Source organism: Streptomyces sp. MI02-7b, from assembly GCF_033793585.1.
Lineage (GTDB): Bacteria > Actinomycetota > Actinomycetes > Streptomycetales > Streptomycetaceae > Actinacidiphila.
In genome coordinates, this window is the sequence record NZ_JARAWX010000032.1 from 1 (window position 1) to 18,587 (window position 18,587).

Here is an 18,587-nt window from a genome sequence, read left to right on the forward strand (position 1 = left end):
CCCCGGCTTCTCCCGCTCCGGCGCGACGATGTCCACCGCGCTCATCCTCGACCTGGACCGGGTCGCCGCCACCCGGCTGTCCTTCTTCCTCGGCATCCCCGCGCTGACCGGCGCGGGCCTGTACGAGCTCAAGGACGCCCTCGGCGCCGGCGTCGGCACCGCCCCCCTGGTGGTCGGCACCGCGGTCTCGTTCGTCGTCGCCTACGCCTCCATCGCCTGGCTGCTGAAGTTCGTCGCCAAGCACTCCTTCAACGCGTTCGTGTTCTACCGGGTTGTCATCGGCGTCCTGCTCCTCGGGCTCCTGGGCGCCGGAGCGCTGACCGCCTGACCACCACCGCCTTTCATAATGGAGGGGCATGAGGGCAGACGATCCAGGGAGGGGACGGTCCATGGCGGACGCGGACAGCGAGCGACGGCCTGCGGGCGAGCTGGAGGCCAGCGTGCTCGCGGCGCTGTGGGCGGCGGGGGAACCGCAGACCGCGGCGCAGGTCAGGGAGGCCATCCCGCAGGAACTCGCCCGCACCACGGTGGCGACCCTCCTGGCGCGCCTTCACGAGAAGGGAGCGGTCGGCCGCAGCCCCGGCGGGCGCGGTTTCGTCTACTTCCCGGTGGAGGACTCCCACGGCCTGACCGCCCGCCGGATGCACCGCGAGCTCGACCAGGACGACGACCGGGGCAGAGTGCTGGCCCGATTCGTCGAAGGTCTCAGCCCCGGTGACGAGGCCGAGTTGCGGCGTCTGCTGGAGGGCGACGGCGGTTGATCGCCCTGCTGCTCCTTCCCCTGGTGCTGCCGTTCGTCCTGCCGTCGCTGGCCCGGCGGGTGGTGCACCAGGTACGGCCCGGGATCGCGCTGTGGGCCGTCACCTCCGCCGCGGCCGCGTTGGCGATCGGGGTGGTGGCCTGCCTGGGAGTCCTGCTGATCCCCCTGGCCCTCACGGTGCCGCCGGTCGCCGCGCTCGCGGAGCTGATCCAGCCCCTCCGGGTCGGTCCGGGGTTCTTCGTGACGGCGGTGTCGGCCTTGGCCGCCGGGGCGCTCGTCGTCACCTCGGTCACGGCCGTGCGGCGGGCGTGGTCGGAGGTGCGACGGTTCCGCGCGGCGCACGGCGACGTCGCCGGCCTCCCGCAGGCCGGGGGGCTGTGCGTGCTCGACGACCCCCGCCCGGACGCCTACGCGCTGCCGGGAACCCGTCGCCGCGCGGGCCGGATCGTGGTGACCACCGGCATGCTCCGCGCACTGGCCCCCGCTGAGCGTGAGCCCCTGCTGGCCCACGAGCGCGCCCATCTCGCCGGGCGCCACCACCTGTTCCTCGCCGCCGCACAGCTCGCCGGGTGGTGCCACCCGGCGCTGGCCGCCGTCGTGCCGCAGGTGTCGTTCGCCGCAGAGCGGGTCGCGGACGAGGCCGCCGCGAGGGTCGCCGGTGACCGGACGCTGACGGCGCAGGCCGTCGGCCGGGCCGCCCTGGCCGTCACCCGCAGCCGGGAGCGGTCCGAACGGCCCATGCTGGCCAGGGGTGTTGTCGGCGGTCCGGTTCCTGCCCGGGTCAAGGCGCTGCTGGCCCAGGCTCCCACCCGCCGTCTCGCGCCTGTGCTGGTCGCCGTCACCCTGCTGTGCGGTACCGCTGCCGCCTCCTCGCTCACCGGCGCGCTCTGGCTGCACGACGGGGTGGAGGTCGCGCAGGGGGAGGACCCCGACCACTGCATCCCGTCATTGCCGTGACGGTCCCGCCCTCCGGGTAGGTCCGCACGCGGGAGATGAGGGCAGCCTTCCTTTGTCGTCTATAGATCTGTAGACGCGCCGGTACGCGCCGGCCGAGCCGCTGTCCGAGTTCGCCGCGGGCGTTTTCACACAGCCCGGGAAGGACACCCCGTGTTCGGCAACTACCTCATCGGCCTGCGCGAGGGCCTCGAGGCCAGCCTCGTCGTGTGCATCCTCGTCGCCTGCCTCGCCAAGACCGGCAACCGCCGCCGACTGGTGCCGGTGTGGACCGGAGTCGGCATCGCCGTCGTCCTGAGCCTGGCCTTCGGCGCCCTCCTGCAGTTCGGCTCCTCCACCCTCACCTTCCAGGTCAAGGAAGCACCGGTGGACCCGCCGGCCCCGCTCATCCGCAACCGCCCCGCGTGAGTTGGTTCTTGCGTGTTTCCAGCCGATTATTTCGTTCGGTGCGCGATGTATTGCCGATGCGTCATCGCGTCGTTACGCTCCCCGGCGCCAGGCTCCCCGTTGCCGCGTATCGCCGATGAGCCGCGGAGTGGCGGGAGTTGACAGCCGACCGGAGGAGTCCAGATGGGTGTCACACGCAGGGTCTTCCTGCAGGCCGCGATCGCGGCCACCGCCGCGGGCGGGATCGGGACCGCGCAGACGGCGCTGGCGTCACCGGCCGGTGCGGCCGGAAGTCCGCCCGGCGACGTGGTCGGCAAGATCACCGTGGGGTACCAGGGCTGGTTCGCCTGTCCCGGCGACAACGCGCCGATCAACGGCTGGTGGCACTGGAGTCAGGACTGGGGCCGGCCGCCGTCCCGGACCAACACCGCCGTCAGTTGCTGGCCCGACATGCGCGAGTACGCCCACGGTTACCAGACGGCGTACGCCAACCTGGGCAACGGCCAGCCGGCCACGCTGTTCTCCTCGTACGACCAGCAGACCGTGGACCTGCACTTCTCCTGGATGCAGCAGAACGCCATCGACACCGCCGCCCTGCAGCGCTTCAACCCCAACGGCGGGGAGGGCGCCACCCGCGACCAGATGGCGACGAAGGTCCGCGGCGCGGCCGAGTCGCACGGCGTGAAGTTCTACATCATGTACGACGTCTCCAACTGGTGGAACATGCAGTCCGAGATCAAGACGGACTGGACGACGAAGATGTCGGCGCACACGTCCTCGCCCGCGTACGCGCGCCAGAACGGCAAGCCGGTGGTCTGCATCTGGGGCTTCGGCTTCAACGACGACAACCATCCGTTCTCGGTCGGCGCCTGCCTGGACGTCATCAACTGGTTCAAGGCCCAGGGCTGTTACGTCATCGGCGGGGTGCCGCGCGAATGGCGGACCGGCGGCGCGGGCACCAAGACCGGGTACACGGACGTGTACCACGCCTTCAACATGATCTCGCCGTGGATGGTGGGCGCGATCGGCAACGCCCAGGAGTCCGACAACGCCTACACCACCTACACCGTCGGCGACGAGGCGGACTGTGTTGCGCACGGCATCGACTACCAGCCGTGCGTGCTGCCCGGCGACGTCTCGGGCCGGCAGCGGGCGCACGGCGACTTCATGTGGCGGCAGTTCTACAACATGTGCCGGGCCGGCGTGCAGGGCATCTACATCTCGATGTTCGACGAGTACAACGAGGGCAACCAGATCGCGAAGACCGCCGAGACCCAGGCCTCGGTGCCCACCGACTCCGGGTTCCTCGCCCTCGACGAGGACGGCACCTTCTGCTCCTCGGACTACTACCTGCGGCTGACGGGCGACGGCGGCCGGATGCTCAAGGGCCAGATCGCCCTGACCCCGGTCCGGCCCACCCCACCGGTGGCCGGCGGCGACACCACCCCGCCGTCGGCGCCGGGATCGCTGCGGGCCACCGGCCACAGCGACACCACGGTCGCGTTGGCCTGGAACGCCGCCGCCGACAACACCGGCGTCACCGGCTACCGGATCATGCGGGTCAACGGCTCCACGAGCACCCAGGTCGGGACCGCCACCGGGACGTCCTTCACCGTCACGGGCCTGAGCCCGTCCACCGCCTACACCTTCGACGTCGTGGCCGCCGACGCGGCCGGCAACCTCTCCCAGCCCTCGAACCAGGTCTCCGTCACCACCGACCCGGGCTCGGGCACCACCGATCTGGCGCTGCACAAGCCCACCTCGGAGAGCAGCCACACGCAGGTCTACGGGTCGGGCAACGCCACCGACGGCGACCTCAACAGCTACTGGGAGAGTGTGAACAACGCCTTCCCGCAGTGGCTGCAGGTGGACCTCCAGGCGGCGACCGCCATCCGCCGGCTCGTCCTGCACCTGCCGCCGTCCACGGCCTGGGGCACCCGGACCCAGACCCTCTCGGTGCTGGGCAGCACCGACGGCGGCACCTTCACCACGCTGCTGTCCTCCACCAACTGCACCTTCGACCCGGCCACGGGCAACGCCGCGACCCTCACCCTGTCCGCCCCGGTCACCACCCGGTACGTGCGGGTGAACTTCACCGCCAACACCGGCTGGCCGGCGGGCCAGTGCTCGGGACTGCAGATCTTCAGCGCCTGACCGCCCGACCGCCCGACCGCCTGGTCGCCCGGTCGGCCCGCGGACGGACATCGTCCCCGGGCCGACCGGGCCGACACCTCGCAGGGAGTGAGCTCCGCGATCCTGGTGAACTGGTTCGGCGTCGCCGTCACCACCACCCTGAGCCGGTCCGTGGTCACCTCGGACGCGAACGGGATCCAGCGCTGCGCCAGCCGGGTCGCGGAACTCACCCCCTGACGGTGAGGCCCCCCGCCGTCCTGTCCCGCCGCGATCGGCCGTTCCGCGGCGGCACAGTGCGGCGGCATCCCATGATGGGCGCGTGGACTTCGAGCCGTACCGGGGTGAGCTGGTGGCGTACTGCTACCGGATGGTGGGGTCCTTCCACGAGGCCGAGGACCTGGTGCAGGAGACGATGCTGCGGGCCTGGCAGGCCCGCGACCGGTACGACCGCACGCGCGCGTCCGTGCGGACCTGGCTGTACCGCATCGCGACGAACGTCTGCCTGACCGCTCTCGAGCGGCGCGCGCGGCGGCCGTTGCCCTCCGGACTGGGCGCCCCGAGCGACGACCCCGGGGCGCCGCTGACGCCGGCGCCCGACGTCCCCTGGCTGCAGCAGTTTCCCGACGCGCGGTTCGACACGGGTCTGCGGGCCGACATGCGGCTGGCGCTGGTGGCCGCGATGCAGGTCCTGCCGCCGCGGCAGCGCGCCGTGCTCGTGCTCCGGGAGGTCCTGGAGTTCAGCGCCGCCGAGGTCGCGGAGCACCTGGGCACGACGGTCGCGGCCGTCAACAGCGCTTTGCAGCGGGCCCGCGCCGCCGTGGTGGACGTGGGTGAGATGAGCGATGTCGCCGAGCCGGACGATCCCGGGGTACGCGCGGTGATCCAGCGCTATGTGCGGGCGTTCGAGGCGGCCGACGTCCCCGCCCTCGTGCGTCTGCTGACGGACGACGCGGTCCTGGAGATGCCGCCGGTGCCGCTGTGGTACCAGGGCAGCCGCGACTACGGCCGGTTCATGCGCCGCGTGTTCGACCTGCGCGGGACGGGCTGGAGCACGAGGCGCCTCACGGCCAACGGCCAGCCCGCGTTCGCCGCGTACGCGCCGCTGCCCGGTGGCGGTCATCACCTGCACACTCTCCAGGTCCTGACGGTCACCGGCGGCCGCGTCGCGCACAACGTCGTCTTCGCCGACCCGCGCGTGCTCGAGATGTTCGGCCTGCCCCAGCGGATTTCCTCCGACGCGTCGCGCCCGGGGCGATGAGTCCTGCCGGTGCCGCCGGTACGTACCGGTGAGCATCGACCGGAAGGATCAACCGCTGTGAGCGTCATCGTCATCGAGTTCATCACCCTGGACGGGATCGTCTCGGACCCGGACGGGTCCGGGGGCACGCCGGCCGGAGGCTGGGCGTTCCGCCACGGCCCCGAGACGGTCGCCGGGGACAAGTTCCGGCTCGGCAGCACGCTGGACGACGGGGTCCTGCTGCTGGGCCGAGGCACCTGGCAGTTGTTCTCGCGGCTCTGGCCGCGACGCGACGACCCGTTCTCCGCCCGGATGAACGCCGTGCCGAAACTGGTCGCCTCCCGCACGCTGACCGACACCTCGGCATGGGCGAACTCGCGGGTCGTCCCCGGCGCCCTGGTCGACGCCGTCCAGCGGGAGGACCGCGACGTGATCGTCGCCGGCAGCCTGAGCGTGGTGCACACGCTGATGGCCGAGGGCCTGGTCGACGAGTACCGGCTCCTGACCTTCCCCACCGTCCTCGGCGCCGGCGAGCGGCTCTTCCCCGCCGACGGCCCGCCCGCCCACCTGGAGTGCCTGTCGGCGGAACGGGCCGGCGCCGCCGTCCTCACGCGGTACGGGAGGGCGGCCCGATAACCGCTCCGGCCCGCCCCGGCTCCCGCATCGGGGGGCCGGGGCGGGGCCGGCTGCCGGTCAATCCACCGGGCGCACCTGCACCGTGTGCCTGCCGGGCGCGATGTCCGTCAGATGCACATAGCTGTCGGCGAGCCGCACGCCACGATCCTCGGCCCTGGTGCCGGACCAGACCAGGCGGTGGTCGACACGGACGCTGACGGACCGGCCGTCGGTGGGCACCGCGATGGTGCCGCGCGTCCCCCGGGGGCTGTCGCAGCTCAGCGTGAAGTGCCCGGGCGCGGCGTGCTGCCAGTCGGCGTCGAGCGGTCCGTGCGGGGTGGGCACCCGGCCGCGCGTCCAGGCGACGGACCCCGGGTGGGGCCGGAGCGCCCAGGTCGCGAAGCCGGGGGAGGTGGGCCGCAGGCCCAGCAGCTGGTTGGTCAGGGCGGGCAGCACGCCGGTGGACCAGCCGTGCGCCATGCTCGTGTAACCGTCCTCGTACGGCGAGCCGTTGGGCCCGATGCCCTCCCAGTTCGTGATGCCGGGGTCGTGGGTGTGCATCCACCCGTAGGTGCGCCGGATCTGGTCGATCGCGGAGTCCGCCCGGCCGGTCTCGAAGCGTGCCACGAGTTCGGGGTAGGAGGTGAAGGCGTAGACCCGCTGGGAGGCCCCGGCGAAGATCGTGTCGTTGTCCATGAAGGCGTTGCCGTAGGGCAGCTTGGTCGTGCCGTCCAGGTGGGCGAGGGCAGCGGCCGCCCGCTCGGGAGAGGCCACGCCGGAGGTGATGGCGATGGCGTTGCCGTCCTGCGCGTGGCGGGCCGGGCCGGTGGCGGAGTCGAGATAGGCGCCGGCGCGCGCGTCCCACAAATGGGCGTTGACGGCGTCGGCGACGGTCCGGGCGCGCGCGGACCAGCGCGCGGCGTCCGCCTCGTGCCCGAGCAGCCGCGCGATCGCCGCCGCGTCGTCGAGCGCCTGCACGTAGTTGACGTTGTAGTAGGTGATCCGCCCGGAGCGCGGCAGGAAGGCGTAGTCCCCGTAGCCCGACGTGTTGTTGAGGCCCTTGCTGAGCAGGCCGTCGGCGTCGGTGACGGACGGGTACCAGGTGTCGAGAACCTTCACCAGATGCGGGTAGTAGTCGGCGGCGTAGTGGAGGTCACCGGTGTAGAGGACGTAGTCCCAACTGCAGGTGACCCACCACAGCGGATAGTCGAAGAGCGGCAGTGTGTAGTTGTTGATGGAGGCGGGCGGTATCCAGCCGTCGGCGCGCTGGTGGTCGGCGAGGTCGGCCAGTACGTTGCGGGCGGCCTCGGGCGTGTCGTCGTGGGTGAGGTACATGGTGCGCGCGGAGACGGCGAGGTCGCCGATGTACGGGTCCCGGTCGCGCTTGGCCCCGTCCTGCAGGACGAGCTTGCCGCGCAGCGAGGGCGTGTCGGCGCCGCGCGGGTCCACGTCACCGGAGCGGAAGGTGTCGGTGACCAGCTCATTGGTGTAGGCGGCCGCGTACCAGTAGCGGTTGAGCTCGTCGTCGGAGCTGAGGAACCAGCCGCTGTAGGTGTCGGGAGTGCCCAGGTACGCGGTGAAGTCCAGCCAGACCGAGTCGACGGCCACCTGCCCCCAGGGCAGCGCGACCGGGGCGTCCGCGTCGAGCGCGTCGAGGCTGATCCTCAGATAGCGGAAGCCGTGCAGCCCGTCCGCGTAGACCTTGCCGTCCTTCTGGTAGCCGCCGGTGTCCGTCCAGTGGGCGCCGGAGGCCGGCACGGCGAACTGGTCGGTGCCGCGGCCGGGCGCACCCGACTGGTCGGACCGGGTGAAGTCGCTGCGGTCGCTGAGGAATTGCAGCGTCTCGGAGAAGGCCAGCCGCACACCGGGGTTGTTCGCGGAGGCCCAGGCGAAGCGGACGTGCGGGTAGCCGACCACGACCTTGCCGAAGTCCAGGACGACGCTGGGGATCTGCTCCACCGGCACGACGGCGGGCCACACCTCGTTGACCCGGGTGAAGGTGCCCTTGGGGGTCTCCTGGTCCGCGGTGACCGTGATCCGGACGCCGCTGGTGGAGGCCGCGGTCTCGAACCGCACGGGGATCTGCACGGCGGCGTTGCCGGTGACGGTCGCGGCCGTCCGCCACACGCTGCCGTCCCAGGTCTCGACGGTGAAGGCACTGGGCACGCCGTCGGGGTTGGACAGCACCGTAATGCCCGACAGGGTCACGGGGGAGGGCGTGGTGATCGTCAGGACGTCCGGGTAGGCGGCGATCGTGTCGTCGTTCCAGAAGGTGTCGGGATTCCCGTCCACGGCGTTGGTCGCGTCATAGGTGCGCGGATTACCGTCGTTGCCGCTGTTCGGCGCGTGGGCCGAGGAGGCGGCCGCCGTCGTGCCGTCCGGCCAGCGCGGGGGTGCGGTGGGTTCCGGACGCTTGAACACGGTGGGCCTGCCGTGGGGACGCAGCAGTGCTTCCGGCTCGGTGACGTCACCCGTGGTGCGCAGCACGCGGACCGGCCGGACGGTGCGTTCGGCGGGCGCCTGGACGTACGGGTGCCAGCTGTGCGGGGCCGCAGGACCGCTGGGGGCGGCGCGCCCGGCGCCCCCCGTACCCGCGTCGCGCGCGGCGGCGGGAGCGGCGGAGGCGAAGGTGAGGCCGGTGGCGGCGAGCGCGGCCCCGCCGATGCCCGCCTGAAGGACGGCACGGCGCTGCGGACCGGACGGCTGAGGGGTGCCTCGTCTGGGGTTGCTCGGCATGTGCGGCTCTCCTTGTAACGATTCAATCCCTGATTGCGGGATGAGGCTACAAGGGGGAGCCCGTGAAGCGTCCAGAGGCGCGGCGAGGCCGACGACCTGCCTCACTCGGCCACTTCGCAGAGGATGGGAGGAGGTGGAGCGGTGTCCTGCGGGGCTGCTGCCGAGGCGCTCCGGTTGGCGGCAGTGGCGTGATGCTCAGACAGGTTCCGGCGAGGCGGCCGCCCATGAGGCGGGATCGGGGCCGGATGTGTCGCAGGGCCGGGCCCCCGCCCATCTGTCCTGCGTACCCGCGGTGAGGTGGCTTCGCCCCGAACGAGCAGAAAGGGTTCGCCAGCGAACTGACGAACCCTCACGCAAGATCGAGGTCATTTCCCCGTCTTCATGGACCGGTATTTCTGGCAAGCGGTCGAGAATGCAAGAAGCGCGATACTCGACGGGCGTGCGGGGGGTTTGCGAAAGAGCTCAGCTCTCTTCCCTGCAGAGGCTGGGCTGGCAGCCTGGGTCGGTGCCGACGTACTGCCAGTACACGTACCACTTGCCCCCCTCCTGCACGCACTTCACGTTGATGATCGTGCCGTTCTGTTCGTAAGCTTCCTGCTTGTATCCCAGCGCCGCGTTCCAGCACTTCGTGTAGTCCGCGTGGCCGAAATCGATCTTGTTCCAGGGGCCTGCGCGGTACCCGGAGGCATCCCCTGTCGGCCTCGCATTCTGTGCGGCGGCGGCCACCGCGTGGGCAGTCACAGGGGCCGCATGGGCCGTACTCGCGGTAGTCGCAACTCCCACGGCGGCCAGCGCAGTCAAGGCGCCGACAACGAAAAGGCGCTGCATTTGCACGGAATTCCTTTCGATTCAGTTCGGCATGCATCCGTCTCGACAATGAAAGCATGTGTCCAGCATGCTGCAATGTAATCCGTGTGCCAATCCTTCCGCTTTGTGGCGCCGGAATTCGAGCTTCCCTTTTGGGTGTTTCGTATCGTTTCCCAGGTGATGCCCTGTGGGGGATGTGTCGGGCGCTGGGTGCGGATTTGCCGGTTTTCGTGATCACCCATCCGGTTTTTCGATTGCGTCGGCCGGCATCGACATCGGTCCGGGACGCTCCTCGCGGCTGATCCACCGTCCTTGTTTCCAGCCGCCGTTCGAAGGGGGCACACAAGAGCTTTCGCGCGGCCCGGTCGTGCTCGTGTCGAACAACGTGAACACCCCTGGCCGTGTGCGCGGCCGACCCCGACCGGCTCACCGACTTCCGCCTGCCGAGTCACCCACCCGATCTCAACCGGGTGGAGGGCATCCGGTCGCTCCGGCCGTGCGGACCTGGGGGAGACGTCGCATTCACCGATCCCGACCGGCCCGCCCGGCCCCTCCAGCGCGCCGGTCGACCGCGTGCGGAGGTCCGGAGAAGGGGTGCCCGCGCGGGCACCGGCCAGCCGTGCGGGCCTCGACGGCGCCTGCGGGACGGCGGCCCGTGGAGCGGCCGTCGTGGGATCGGTGCTGTTCACCGGCGTACACTTGCTCTGGGAAATCCGAGAACGGCGGTCCGGCACCGGCCGTGATCCGCTTCCCGATCTGCCCCGGAGTGCTCGCCGACCGGTTCCGGGAGCGGGGAGGCCAGCGGCACCGCATCCTGCCGGCACCCGACAGGGGGATGGCCCGCTCAGCCGGAATCGGCAGCTTATTGTGGGCGTGTCCCACCGCACGTTCCTCGGTGTGCACGAGCCCTGCCGGACCCGGTGTCCACGCCCGCCCACGGCCCGGAGGCATCCGATGAACCACAAGCGCCCCGGAACGGGCCCGCTCACCGTGACGGTGTTCGCCTTCCCGGGAGTGCGCCTGCTCGATGTGACCGGTCCCATCGAGGTGTTCTCGACCGCGAACGAGTTCGGCGGGCGCTACCGGGTGCAAATCGTCTCCGAGGACGGTGCAGAGGTGATCACCTCCGCGGGGACCCGGCTCAGCGCCGACCTGTCCGTCGCGGACGTGCGTGAGCCCGGCGACGTCCTGGTGATCCCGGGCGGCCCGGAGTGGGAAACGCTGATCAAGGACGACGATGTCCTGAACGCCGTCCGGCAGCTGAACGAGAAGAGCCACTGCACGGCGTCGGTGTGCACCGGGGCGTTCCTCCTGGCCGCCGCCGGTCTCCTGGACGGCCGTCGCGCCGCGACGCACTGGCGGTACTCGCAGCAACTCGCGCTGCGCTTCCCGTCCGTGCGGGTCGAGCCCGACGCCATCTTCGTCCGGGACGGCCGGCTGATGACGTCGGCGGGCGTCACGGCGGGGATCGACCTGGCCCTGGCCGTCGTCGAGGAGCACCACGGTGCGGATGTCGCCCGGGCGGTCGCCAAGGACATGGTCGTCTTCATGCAGCGACCGGGCGGCCAGTCCCAGTTCAGCGCCCGGTGCCAGGCCCCGCACACCCAACAGGACACCCTACGCCGGGTCCTGGACGCGGTCGCCCAGGAACCCGGGGGCAACCACACGCTGACCGCCATGGCCCGCAGGGCGGGCGTCAGCGTCCGCCACGTGACCCGGCTCTTCTACGAAGAGGTGGGAACCACCCCGGCCCGCTACGTGGAGCAGATCAGGCTGGAGGCCGCCCAGGGACTGCTGGAGCGCGGTGACGACTCCATGGCGGTCGTCGCGCGCCGCACCGGCTTCGGCTCGCCCGAGTCGCTGCGCAGGGCGTTCGCTCGGCACCTGGGCGTGACGCCCGGCGCGTACCGGGCCCGCTTCCGGACGACCGGCGAGGACACGAAGGACTGACACCGCGGCCGGCCCGCGCCGCGGCACCCGCGGCGCGGCCCGGCCGCGTCGAGTACGTACGACGCGTCGGCACGGCGCGGGCCGGCATCGTCCCGGCCCGCTCCCGCATGCCCGCATGCCCGTGCCCGCGTGACGGCACATCACGGCACATCCCGCGGCGGGCGCCGGCGCCTGCCGCCTGCTGCCGACCGCCGACCGCGGTCGCCGTCCGTGCGAGGCCCTGCCGGAGGGCCGAATGTGCACCCCTGCTGTCCGTATCTGCGGCCAGCACGCGCGGCTCCCGGGGAGTTGAACGCAAAGAAGAACACCCAAGGACCGGGACCGTCCCGAAGCGTCGCCTCGCACAGAGGCGTCCGAGGCGCGCCGCGGTGGCCCGACCGAGCAGAAGGCGATCAACGATGGCTTCGACCAGTCCGACTCCCGCACCCGATCCGCGCAGATGGCGTGCGCTCGCGGTCATCTGTCTGGTGCAGGTGATGCTGCTGCTCGACGTGACCGTGGTCAACGTCGCGCTGCCGCCCATCCAGCGGGATCTCGGCTTCACGACCACCGGCCTGGCATGGGTCGTCAACGGCTACACCGTCACGTACGGCGGACTGCTGATGCTCGGTGGGCGGCTGGGCGACCTGCTCGGCCGAAGGCGCCTCTTCCTCGTCGGCCTGGCGGTCTTCGCGCTCTCGTCGGCGAGCGCCGGGGTGGCCCAGCAGGCCGGTGTCCTGGTCGCCAGCCGCTTCGTGCAGGGCGTCGGCGCGGCACTCGTGAGCCCGGCGGCCCTGTCCCTGGTGACGCTGATGTTCACCCAGCGCCAGGAACGGGCGCGGGCGATGGCCATCTGGAGCGGCCTGGCGGGAGTCGGCGTGGCGCTGGGTGTCGTGCTGTCAGGGATCCTGACCGACATCGCCTCGTGGCGGTGGATCTTCTTTGTCAACCTCCCCGTGGCCGCCTTCGCGTTCCTCGCCACCCCCAGACTGGTCTCCGAGAGCCGGGCCGCCGCCAGGCGCGGGCGGCCCGACGTCCTGGGAGCCGCCCTGGTCACCCTCGGCCTGCTCCTGCTGGTGTTCGGGTTGTTGGAGAAGGCGGGCCACGCGTGGGTCTCGCTCTCCGTCCTCGGCTCGGTGGGGATCGGGGTGCTCCTTCTGATCGGCTTCGTCCTGGTCGAGGCCCGGGTGTCCGCCCCCCTGGTGCCCCTGGCGTTCCTGCGTTCGCGCAACCGGAGCATCGCCAACGTGGTGCGCATCTGCTATTACGTGGGCTTCGCCACGTTCTTCTTCTCGCTGAGCCTGTACGTGCAGCACACGCTGCGGTTCTCGCCGCTGGCGACCGGATTCGCCTTCATCCCCTTCGGGTTGGTCATCCTGTTCAGCGCGACCGTGCTCGCGCCACGCCTCCTTCGCCGCTTCGGGCTGCGGATGCTCAACGGGGGAGGACTCGCGATCTCCACGGCCGGCTACCTTCTGCTCGCCGGTCTGAGCGTTCACGGCAGCTACGCGGCCGACGTGCTGCCCGGCCTGCTCCTGGTGCCGCTGGGAGGCGGCCTGGTCCTGGTCGGGTCCACCGTGGCGGGAGTCGACGGCGCGACGGGCGAGGACGCGGGCATCGCCACCAGCATGAACAACGCGTCCATGCAGATCGGCAGCGCCCTCGGCCTGGCCGCCCTGGTCTCCGTGGGCACCAGCCATGCCACCGTGCTGCGGCACGCGGGCATGGACGCGATGACCGCCACCGTGCGCGGTTACGCCCTCAGTTTCGCCATCGCCGCGTGCCTGACGGCCTTCGGCGCGGTACTGGGCTTCCTCGGGATCCACCGCACGGTGGCCGAGGTCCCGGCGGTGCCGCCGAAGCCCCGGCAGCGCGTGGCCTGATCCGTCCCGGACGGTGAGAACGTGAGCCCCCGGCCGGGATGCCGGGGGCTCACGGACCTGACCCCGCCGGCCCTCCGACTGCTGGAAGGGAATCATGAACAACATCGCTGAGAACGGCGCCGGTTCCGCGGCGCCCGTCCACGGTCAGGACTGGCGCGTCGCCTACTGCCCGCCTCCAGGACCGCCACCGGGTACGCCGTACGGCGCGGAGGTGGTGTGCGTCGTCGGTGACCGCATCCTCCTCGTCAGCGAGGACGGACAGCGCTGGCGGCTGCCCTCCTCTCCCGCCGAGCCGCGGGAGAGGTGCCGCGACACGATGCGCCGGGAGGTCCGTGAGGAAGCCTGTGCCTCGGTGGTGGAGCGCCGGCTCCTCGGGTTCAGCCGGGGCGTCTGCGTCCGCGGCCCGCAGGAGGGGCTGGTGCTGATCCGCGCGATGTGGCGGGCGGAGGTGCGACTGGCTCCGTGGGACCCGCACCGCGGGACGGCCCACCGCCGGCTCCTGCCGGTGGGAGAGGCCTTCAGGACCCTGACCATCCCCGACGGCCTCGGTCCCTTCTACCGCAGGCTGTTCGCGCAGGCCGTCGTCTCGCGCACCGCCGTCCACCACCGCTGAACCACCGGACGCACCCGCACCGGCGGAGCCCCCTCGGACCTCGGTCCGAGGGGGCTCCGCCGGTGCGGGTGGCAACCGGCCGGTCAGCGGAAGGCCGACTCCACCAGGTCCTTCTGCTCGCCCGCGTGGCGCCGGGCGGAGCCGACGGCGGGTGCCGGAGCCTGCGGCCGGCTGACACAGCCGATCCCGCGGTGCAGGTGCGGGGCCACGAAGGACCACGCGCCCTGGTTCTCCGGCTCCTCCTGCACCCACCGCACCTCGGCATCGGCCGGGAAGCGGGCCAGTTCCGCGCCGAGCTCCTCGTCCGGGAACGGGTAGAGGCGCTCCAGGCGGACGATGGCGGTGTCCGTCAGGCCCGCGTTCCGCCGGTGGGCGTCCAGGTCGTAGAAGACCTTCCCGGAGCACACCAGCACGCGCTTGATCCCCGCGGTGTCCGTCGTGCCGTCCGGTACGACGGGACGGAACGCGCCCGTGGTGAACTCCGGCAGACGGGAGGTGGCTGCCTTCAGCCGCAGCATCGACTTGGGAGTGAAGACGACCAAGGGCTTCTTGTGCCCGTCGAGCGCCTGCTGCCTGAGCAGATGGAAGTAGTTGGCCGGCAGCGAGGGCATGGCGACGGTCATGTTGTCCCGCGCGCACAGCTGGAGGAACCGCTCGATCCTCGCGGAGGAGTGGTCCGGCCCCTGCCCCTCCAGGCCGTGCGGCAGCAGCAGCGTCACTCCGGAGCGCTGCCCCCACTTCTGTTCGGACGACGAGATGTACTCGTCCATGACGGTCTGGGCGCCGTTGGCGAAGTCGCCGAACTGGGCCTCCCACAGCACCAGGGCCTCGGGCCGGGCCACTGAGTAGCCGTACTCGAAGGCCAGCGCCGCGAGTTCGGAGAGCATCGAGTCGTAGGGCGTGAAGGCCGCCGCCCGCGGGTCCAGGGAGTTCAGCGGCGTGTGCTCCGCGCCGGTGCGCCGGTCGGTGAGCACCGCGTGGCGCTGGCCGAATGTGCCGCGGCGGGAGTCCTGTCCGGACAGCCGCACCGGAACCCCGTCGAGCAACAGGGAGCCCAGGGCCAGGGTTTCGGCGGTGGCCCAGTCGACCGTCCCGGCGTCCGGCATCGCGGTGCGCCTCTGGAGCTGCGGCAGGACGCGCGGGTGCACGGTGAAGCCCTGCGGGACGCCGGTCTGGGACGCGACGACCCGCCGGACGGTCTCCTCCGTGATGGCGGTCGCCGCCCGCGGGGCGGTCACGTCCGCGGGGTCCCCGATCGCCACCGGGCGCGTGGGCTCCGGGGGAACGGGCCCCGCCGCCGCGTGGGTCTCGGCGAAGGCCTGCTCCAGGTGCGCCTGGTAGTCCCGCAGCGCGCCTTCCACCTGCCGTTCCCCGATGTCACCGCGGCGGACCAGCGCCTCGGCGTACAGCTTGCGCACCGAGGGCCTGGCGTCGATGCGGTCGTACATCGTCGGCAGCGTGATGGACGGGTCGTCGACCTCGCTGTGCCCGTTGCGCCGGTAGCAGACCAGGTCGATGACGACGTCCTTGTGGAACGTGCGCCGGTAGTCGAAGGCCAGCCGGGCCGCCCTGACGACGGCCTCGGGGTCGTCCCCGTTGACGTGCAGGACCGGGGCCTCGACCGTCCTGGCGACATCCGTGGCGTACGTGCTCGAACGGCCGCTGGCGGGCGACGTCGTGAACCCGACCTGGTTGTTGATGACGATGTGCACGGTGCCGCCGGTGCGGTACCCCGGCAGCTGGGACATGTTCAGCGTCTCGGAGACCACTCCCTGACCGGCGAAGGCGGCATCGCCGTGGACGACGACCGGCAGGACGGAGCGGGCTTCGTCACCGCCCGCGGCCAGGTCCTGCTTGGCGCGCACGACTCCCTGCGCGACCGGCCCCACGATCTCCAGATGCGAGGGGTTCGCCACGACGGAGACGGCGATCGCGCTGCCGTCCAGCGCACGGTAGGTGCCCTCCGCGCCGAGGTGGTACTTGACGTCCCCGGACCCCTGGACCGAGCGGATGTCCACGGCGTCCTCGAACTCGTGGAAGATCTCCGCGTAGGACTTGCCGACGATGTTGGCCAGCACGTTGAGCCGGCCCCGGTGCGCCATCCCGATGACGGCTTCCCCCACGCCGGCCCTGATGGACCGGAGCAGCAGGGCGTCCAGGAGCACGATCGCCGATTCGCCGCCTTCCAGCGAGTACCGCTTCTGGCCCACGTACTTGGTCTGCAGGAACGTCTCGAAGGCCTCTGCCGCGCCCAACCGGTACAGGATCTGCAGTTGTTCGGCGCGGTCCGGCCGGGGCTGCGGCGATTCGACCCGCTGCTGGATCCACCGGCGTTCCTCGAAGGCCTTGATGTGCATGTACTCGGCACCGACGGTGCGGCAGTACGAGTCCCGCAGGGCGTCCAGCACCTGGCGAAGGGTCATCGCGTCCCGCCCGGCGAAGCCGTCGACGACGAACTCCCTGTCCAGGTCCTCGTCGCCGAGCCCGAACGCCGTGATGTCGAGCTCCGGGTGCGCGGCCCGGTGTTCCGTCGCGAGCGGGTCGGTGTCGGCCACCAGATGTCCGCGCACCCGGTACGCGTCGATCAGCGCCGCGACCCGGACCGCCTTGAGCGCCGCGTCTCCCGCGTCACCCGCGCGGTGGGCGGGGGCCGTCACTCCGTGGCGCGCCTGCCGGCCGATCGCGGACGCCGGGACGGCGAAGAAGTCCCGCCACGTCTGGTCGACCGAGCCCGGGTCCTCCAGGTAGCGCTTGTACTGTTCGTCCACGAGCCATTCGTTGAGGCCGAATTCCAGCCTGCGGAGCACCGGCTCCCCGGCGTGTGACTGCGACACCATTGGGTCGTCGCCTTCTTTCCTCACTCGGAGCGATCGATGGTGGACGCGGCCGGTGTCCTTGGCCGTACCCCATGGCGTCCAAGGACCTCGGTTCCACATCTCGTCGTTGAGGCGAACCCATCCGCCGTGTCGCGCCATCGACGCTACGACCGTCCGGACGCCGGAAGGGAGAGCCGGACCTGCCACAACGGCGGCACATCCGGACATCGCCCGCGCCCGCGGCAACAGCCGGCCGGCGGCAGCCCGGGCGGCACCACCCGTCGTGTCCGGAAGTGAGGCTGTCGTGGCACACGGTGTTATGCGCCGTGCCCGGGAAACCGTCATAGCCTCCTTGCGCCAGCGAGCCAACGGGCCGACGGACTCGGCCGCGACTCGCGAGCTGTTGTGCGTGGGCCCACGTCGCCGGCCGACCACCGACGGTGTCCCCACGACGAGGAAAGAGGCGTTCTACGCCGTGCCGCCCCACCCGAGCAGTGCCCGAGCCATCCCGACCACGGACGACGCGGGCCCGAGACGTCCCGTCCACGCCCGCCCCCGGCCGCGCAGGGCCGAGCGAACGAGACGTCCGCTGCTCGGTCCCAGCTGGTTCGCGGCCGTCATGGGCACCGGGATCGTCGCCAACGCCGCGGTCACGCTGCCGCGGAGCTTCCCCGCACTGCGGAATGCCGCGACGGTGGTCTGGATGGGGGCCGCGCTGCTCCTCGTCCTGCTCACCGCCGAATACGTCCGGCAGCGGGCGCTGCGGCTGCACGCCGCCGATCCGACGCTGTCCCAGTTCTTCGGCGCGCCGCCGATGGCACTGCTGATCGTGGGCGCCGGAACACTGCTGCTCGGCAAGCCGGTCATCGGGGCACGGGCGGCGCTGGACGTGGACTGGGTCCTCTGGTCGCTCGGCACCGTACTCGGCCTCGCCACGGCCTGCACGGTGCCGTACCTGATGGTCACCCGGCACCGCTACGCACCGGATGCCGCGTTCGGCGGCTGGCTGATGCCGGTGGTGCCGCCGATGGTGTCGGCCGCGACCGGCGCGCTGCTCGTCCCGCACGCCCCGGCGGGCCAGCCACGGCTGGCGCTCCTGCTCGCCTGCTACGCGATGTTCGGGCTGGCCCTGGTGGCGATACTGCTGGTGCTGGCCATGATGTACAGCCGCCTGGTGCACCACGAGGCGCCCACCGGCGCGGTGGTGCCCACGGTGTGGATCGGCGTGGGAGCGCTGGGACAGGGCGTGACGGCGCTGGGTGCACTGGCCACGGCGGCACCGAGCACACTGCTCGCCCCCTACGCGCGGGGCGCGGCCGTCTTCGCGCTCTTCGGCGGCATCGGGGTGTGGGGCTTCGCCATGCTGTGGCTGGTGCTCGCCACCGCGCTGACCGTGCGGGAGGTCCGGGCGGGACTGCCCTTCGCGCCGACCTGGTGGTCCTTCATCTTCCCCCTGGGCGCCTGTGTCACCGGCACCGGCGCCCTTGCCGTCCGCACCGGCTCCCAGCTGTTCGTCTGGACCGCCGTCGGCTTCTACGTGCTGCTCGTCGCCGCCTGGGCCGTGGTCGCCTGGCGCTCCCTGCACCACGCCGCGGGGCACGCGGCCAGGCCGGGAGGCCGGCCGTAGCCCAGCGCCCGGCGGTGGGGTGTCGCGCGTCACATCGACCGCGCGTCACGGACCGGGCTCCCGACTCCATCCGGTGGTCGTCAACAGCGG

At 71.8% G+C, this 18,587-nt stretch carries 13 protein-coding genes and 2 pseudogenes; 12 read left to right on the forward strand and 3 right to left on the reverse strand.

Features of this window, described 5'->3' with window-relative positions; genetic code table 11:
• The 8 genes and pseudogenes from PV364_RS35475 to PV364_RS35510 form a co-directional block, all read left to right on the forward strand.
• On the forward strand, positions 1-328 hold a 328-nt coding region (locus tag PV364_RS35475), incomplete at its 5' end, for an undecaprenyl-diphosphate phosphatase (RefSeq protein ID WP_319664900.1).
• A 61-nt stretch (positions 329-389) separates the two neighbouring features.
• On the forward strand, positions 390-761 hold the full coding sequence (locus PV364_RS35480; RefSeq protein WP_319664901.1) for a BlaI/MecI/CopY family transcriptional regulator: 372 nt from the start codon (positions 390-392) through the stop codon (positions 759-761).
• Positions 758-1,717: a M56 family metallopeptidase gene (locus PV364_RS35485; RefSeq protein WP_319664902.1), complete on the forward strand. Its 960-nt coding sequence runs from the start codon at positions 758-760 to the stop codon at positions 1,715-1,717. The genes PV364_RS35480 and PV364_RS35485 overlap by 4 nt, the downstream gene beginning before the upstream one ends.
• A 150-nt stretch (positions 1,718-1,867) precedes the next feature.
• Positions 1,868-2,077 (forward strand): annotated as a pseudogene (locus PV364_RS35490) (FTR1 family protein); the annotation flags it as partial.
• 207 nt (positions 2,078-2,284) lie between these two features.
• On the forward strand, positions 2,285-4,255 hold the full coding sequence (locus PV364_RS35495) for a discoidin domain-containing protein (protein WP_319664904.1): 1,971 nt from the start codon (positions 2,285-2,287) through the stop codon (positions 4,253-4,255).
• An 87-nt stretch (positions 4,256-4,342) separates the two neighbouring features.
• Complete coding sequence (locus PV364_RS35500) at positions 4,343-4,471, forward strand: hypothetical protein (RefSeq protein ID WP_319664906.1); 129 nt, start codon at positions 4,343-4,345, stop codon at positions 4,469-4,471.
• A 55-nt stretch (positions 4,472-4,526) separates the two neighbouring features.
• Positions 4,527-5,492, forward strand: a pseudogene (locus PV364_RS35505) (sigma-70 family RNA polymerase sigma factor); the annotation flags it as partial.
• Between the two features lie 57 nt (positions 5,493-5,549).
• Entirely contained in the window at positions 5,550-6,107 is a 558-nt protein-coding gene (locus PV364_RS35510; protein WP_319664908.1) for a dihydrofolate reductase family protein, read from the forward strand.
• Between the two features lie 57 nt (positions 6,108-6,164).
• Here PV364_RS35510 and PV364_RS35515 read toward each other — a convergent pair whose 3' ends face one another.
• Together PV364_RS35515 and PV364_RS35520 are read right to left on the reverse strand one after the other, a co-directional pair.
• Positions 6,165-8,822, reverse strand: a complete 2,658-nt coding sequence (locus PV364_RS35515) for an alpha-L-rhamnosidase C-terminal domain-containing protein (RefSeq protein WP_319664909.1) — start codon at positions 8,820-8,822, stop codon at positions 6,165-6,167.
• Positions 8,823-9,284: 462 nt separating this feature from the next.
• Positions 9,285-9,650: a hypothetical protein gene (locus PV364_RS35520; RefSeq protein WP_319664910.1), complete on the reverse strand. Its 366-nt coding sequence runs from the start codon at positions 9,648-9,650 to the stop codon at positions 9,285-9,287.
• A 933-nt stretch (positions 9,651-10,583) separates the two neighbouring features.
• Here PV364_RS35520 and PV364_RS35525 point away from each other — a divergent pair.
• The 3 genes from PV364_RS35525 (at position 10,584) to PV364_RS35535 (ending at position 14,054) form a co-directional block, all read left to right on the forward strand.
• Positions 10,584-11,579, forward strand: a complete 996-nt coding sequence (locus PV364_RS35525) for a GlxA family transcriptional regulator (RefSeq protein ID WP_319664912.1) — start codon at positions 10,584-10,586, stop codon at positions 11,577-11,579.
• Between the two features lie 398 nt (positions 11,580-11,977).
• Positions 11,978-13,441: an MFS transporter gene (locus PV364_RS35530; RefSeq protein ID WP_319664914.1), complete on the forward strand. Its 1,464-nt coding sequence runs from the start codon at positions 11,978-11,980 to the stop codon at positions 13,439-13,441.
• 94 nt (positions 13,442-13,535) lie between these two features.
• Positions 13,536-14,054: an NUDIX domain-containing protein gene (locus tag PV364_RS35535; protein WP_319664916.1), complete on the forward strand. Its 519-nt coding sequence runs from the start codon at positions 13,536-13,538 to the stop codon at positions 14,052-14,054.
• An 83-nt stretch (positions 14,055-14,137) separates the two neighbouring features.
• On the opposite strand, the gene PV364_RS35540 is transcribed toward PV364_RS35535, so the two are convergent.
• Entirely contained in the window at positions 14,138-17,215 is a 3,078-nt protein-coding gene (locus tag PV364_RS35540) for a multifunctional oxoglutarate decarboxylase/oxoglutarate dehydrogenase thiamine pyrophosphate-binding subunit/dihydrolipoyllysine-residue succinyltransferase subunit (RefSeq protein WP_415924649.1), read from the reverse strand.
• A gap of 274 nt (positions 17,216-17,489) precedes the next feature.
• On the opposite strand from PV364_RS35540, the gene PV364_RS35545 reads away from it, so the two are divergent.
• Positions 17,490-18,497 (forward strand): TDT family transporter, encoded by a 1,008-nt coding sequence (locus PV364_RS35545; protein ID WP_401981432.1) that lies wholly within the window; start codon positions 17,490-17,492, stop codon positions 18,495-18,497.
• The last annotated feature ends 90 nt before the right edge of the window (positions 18,498-18,587 follow it).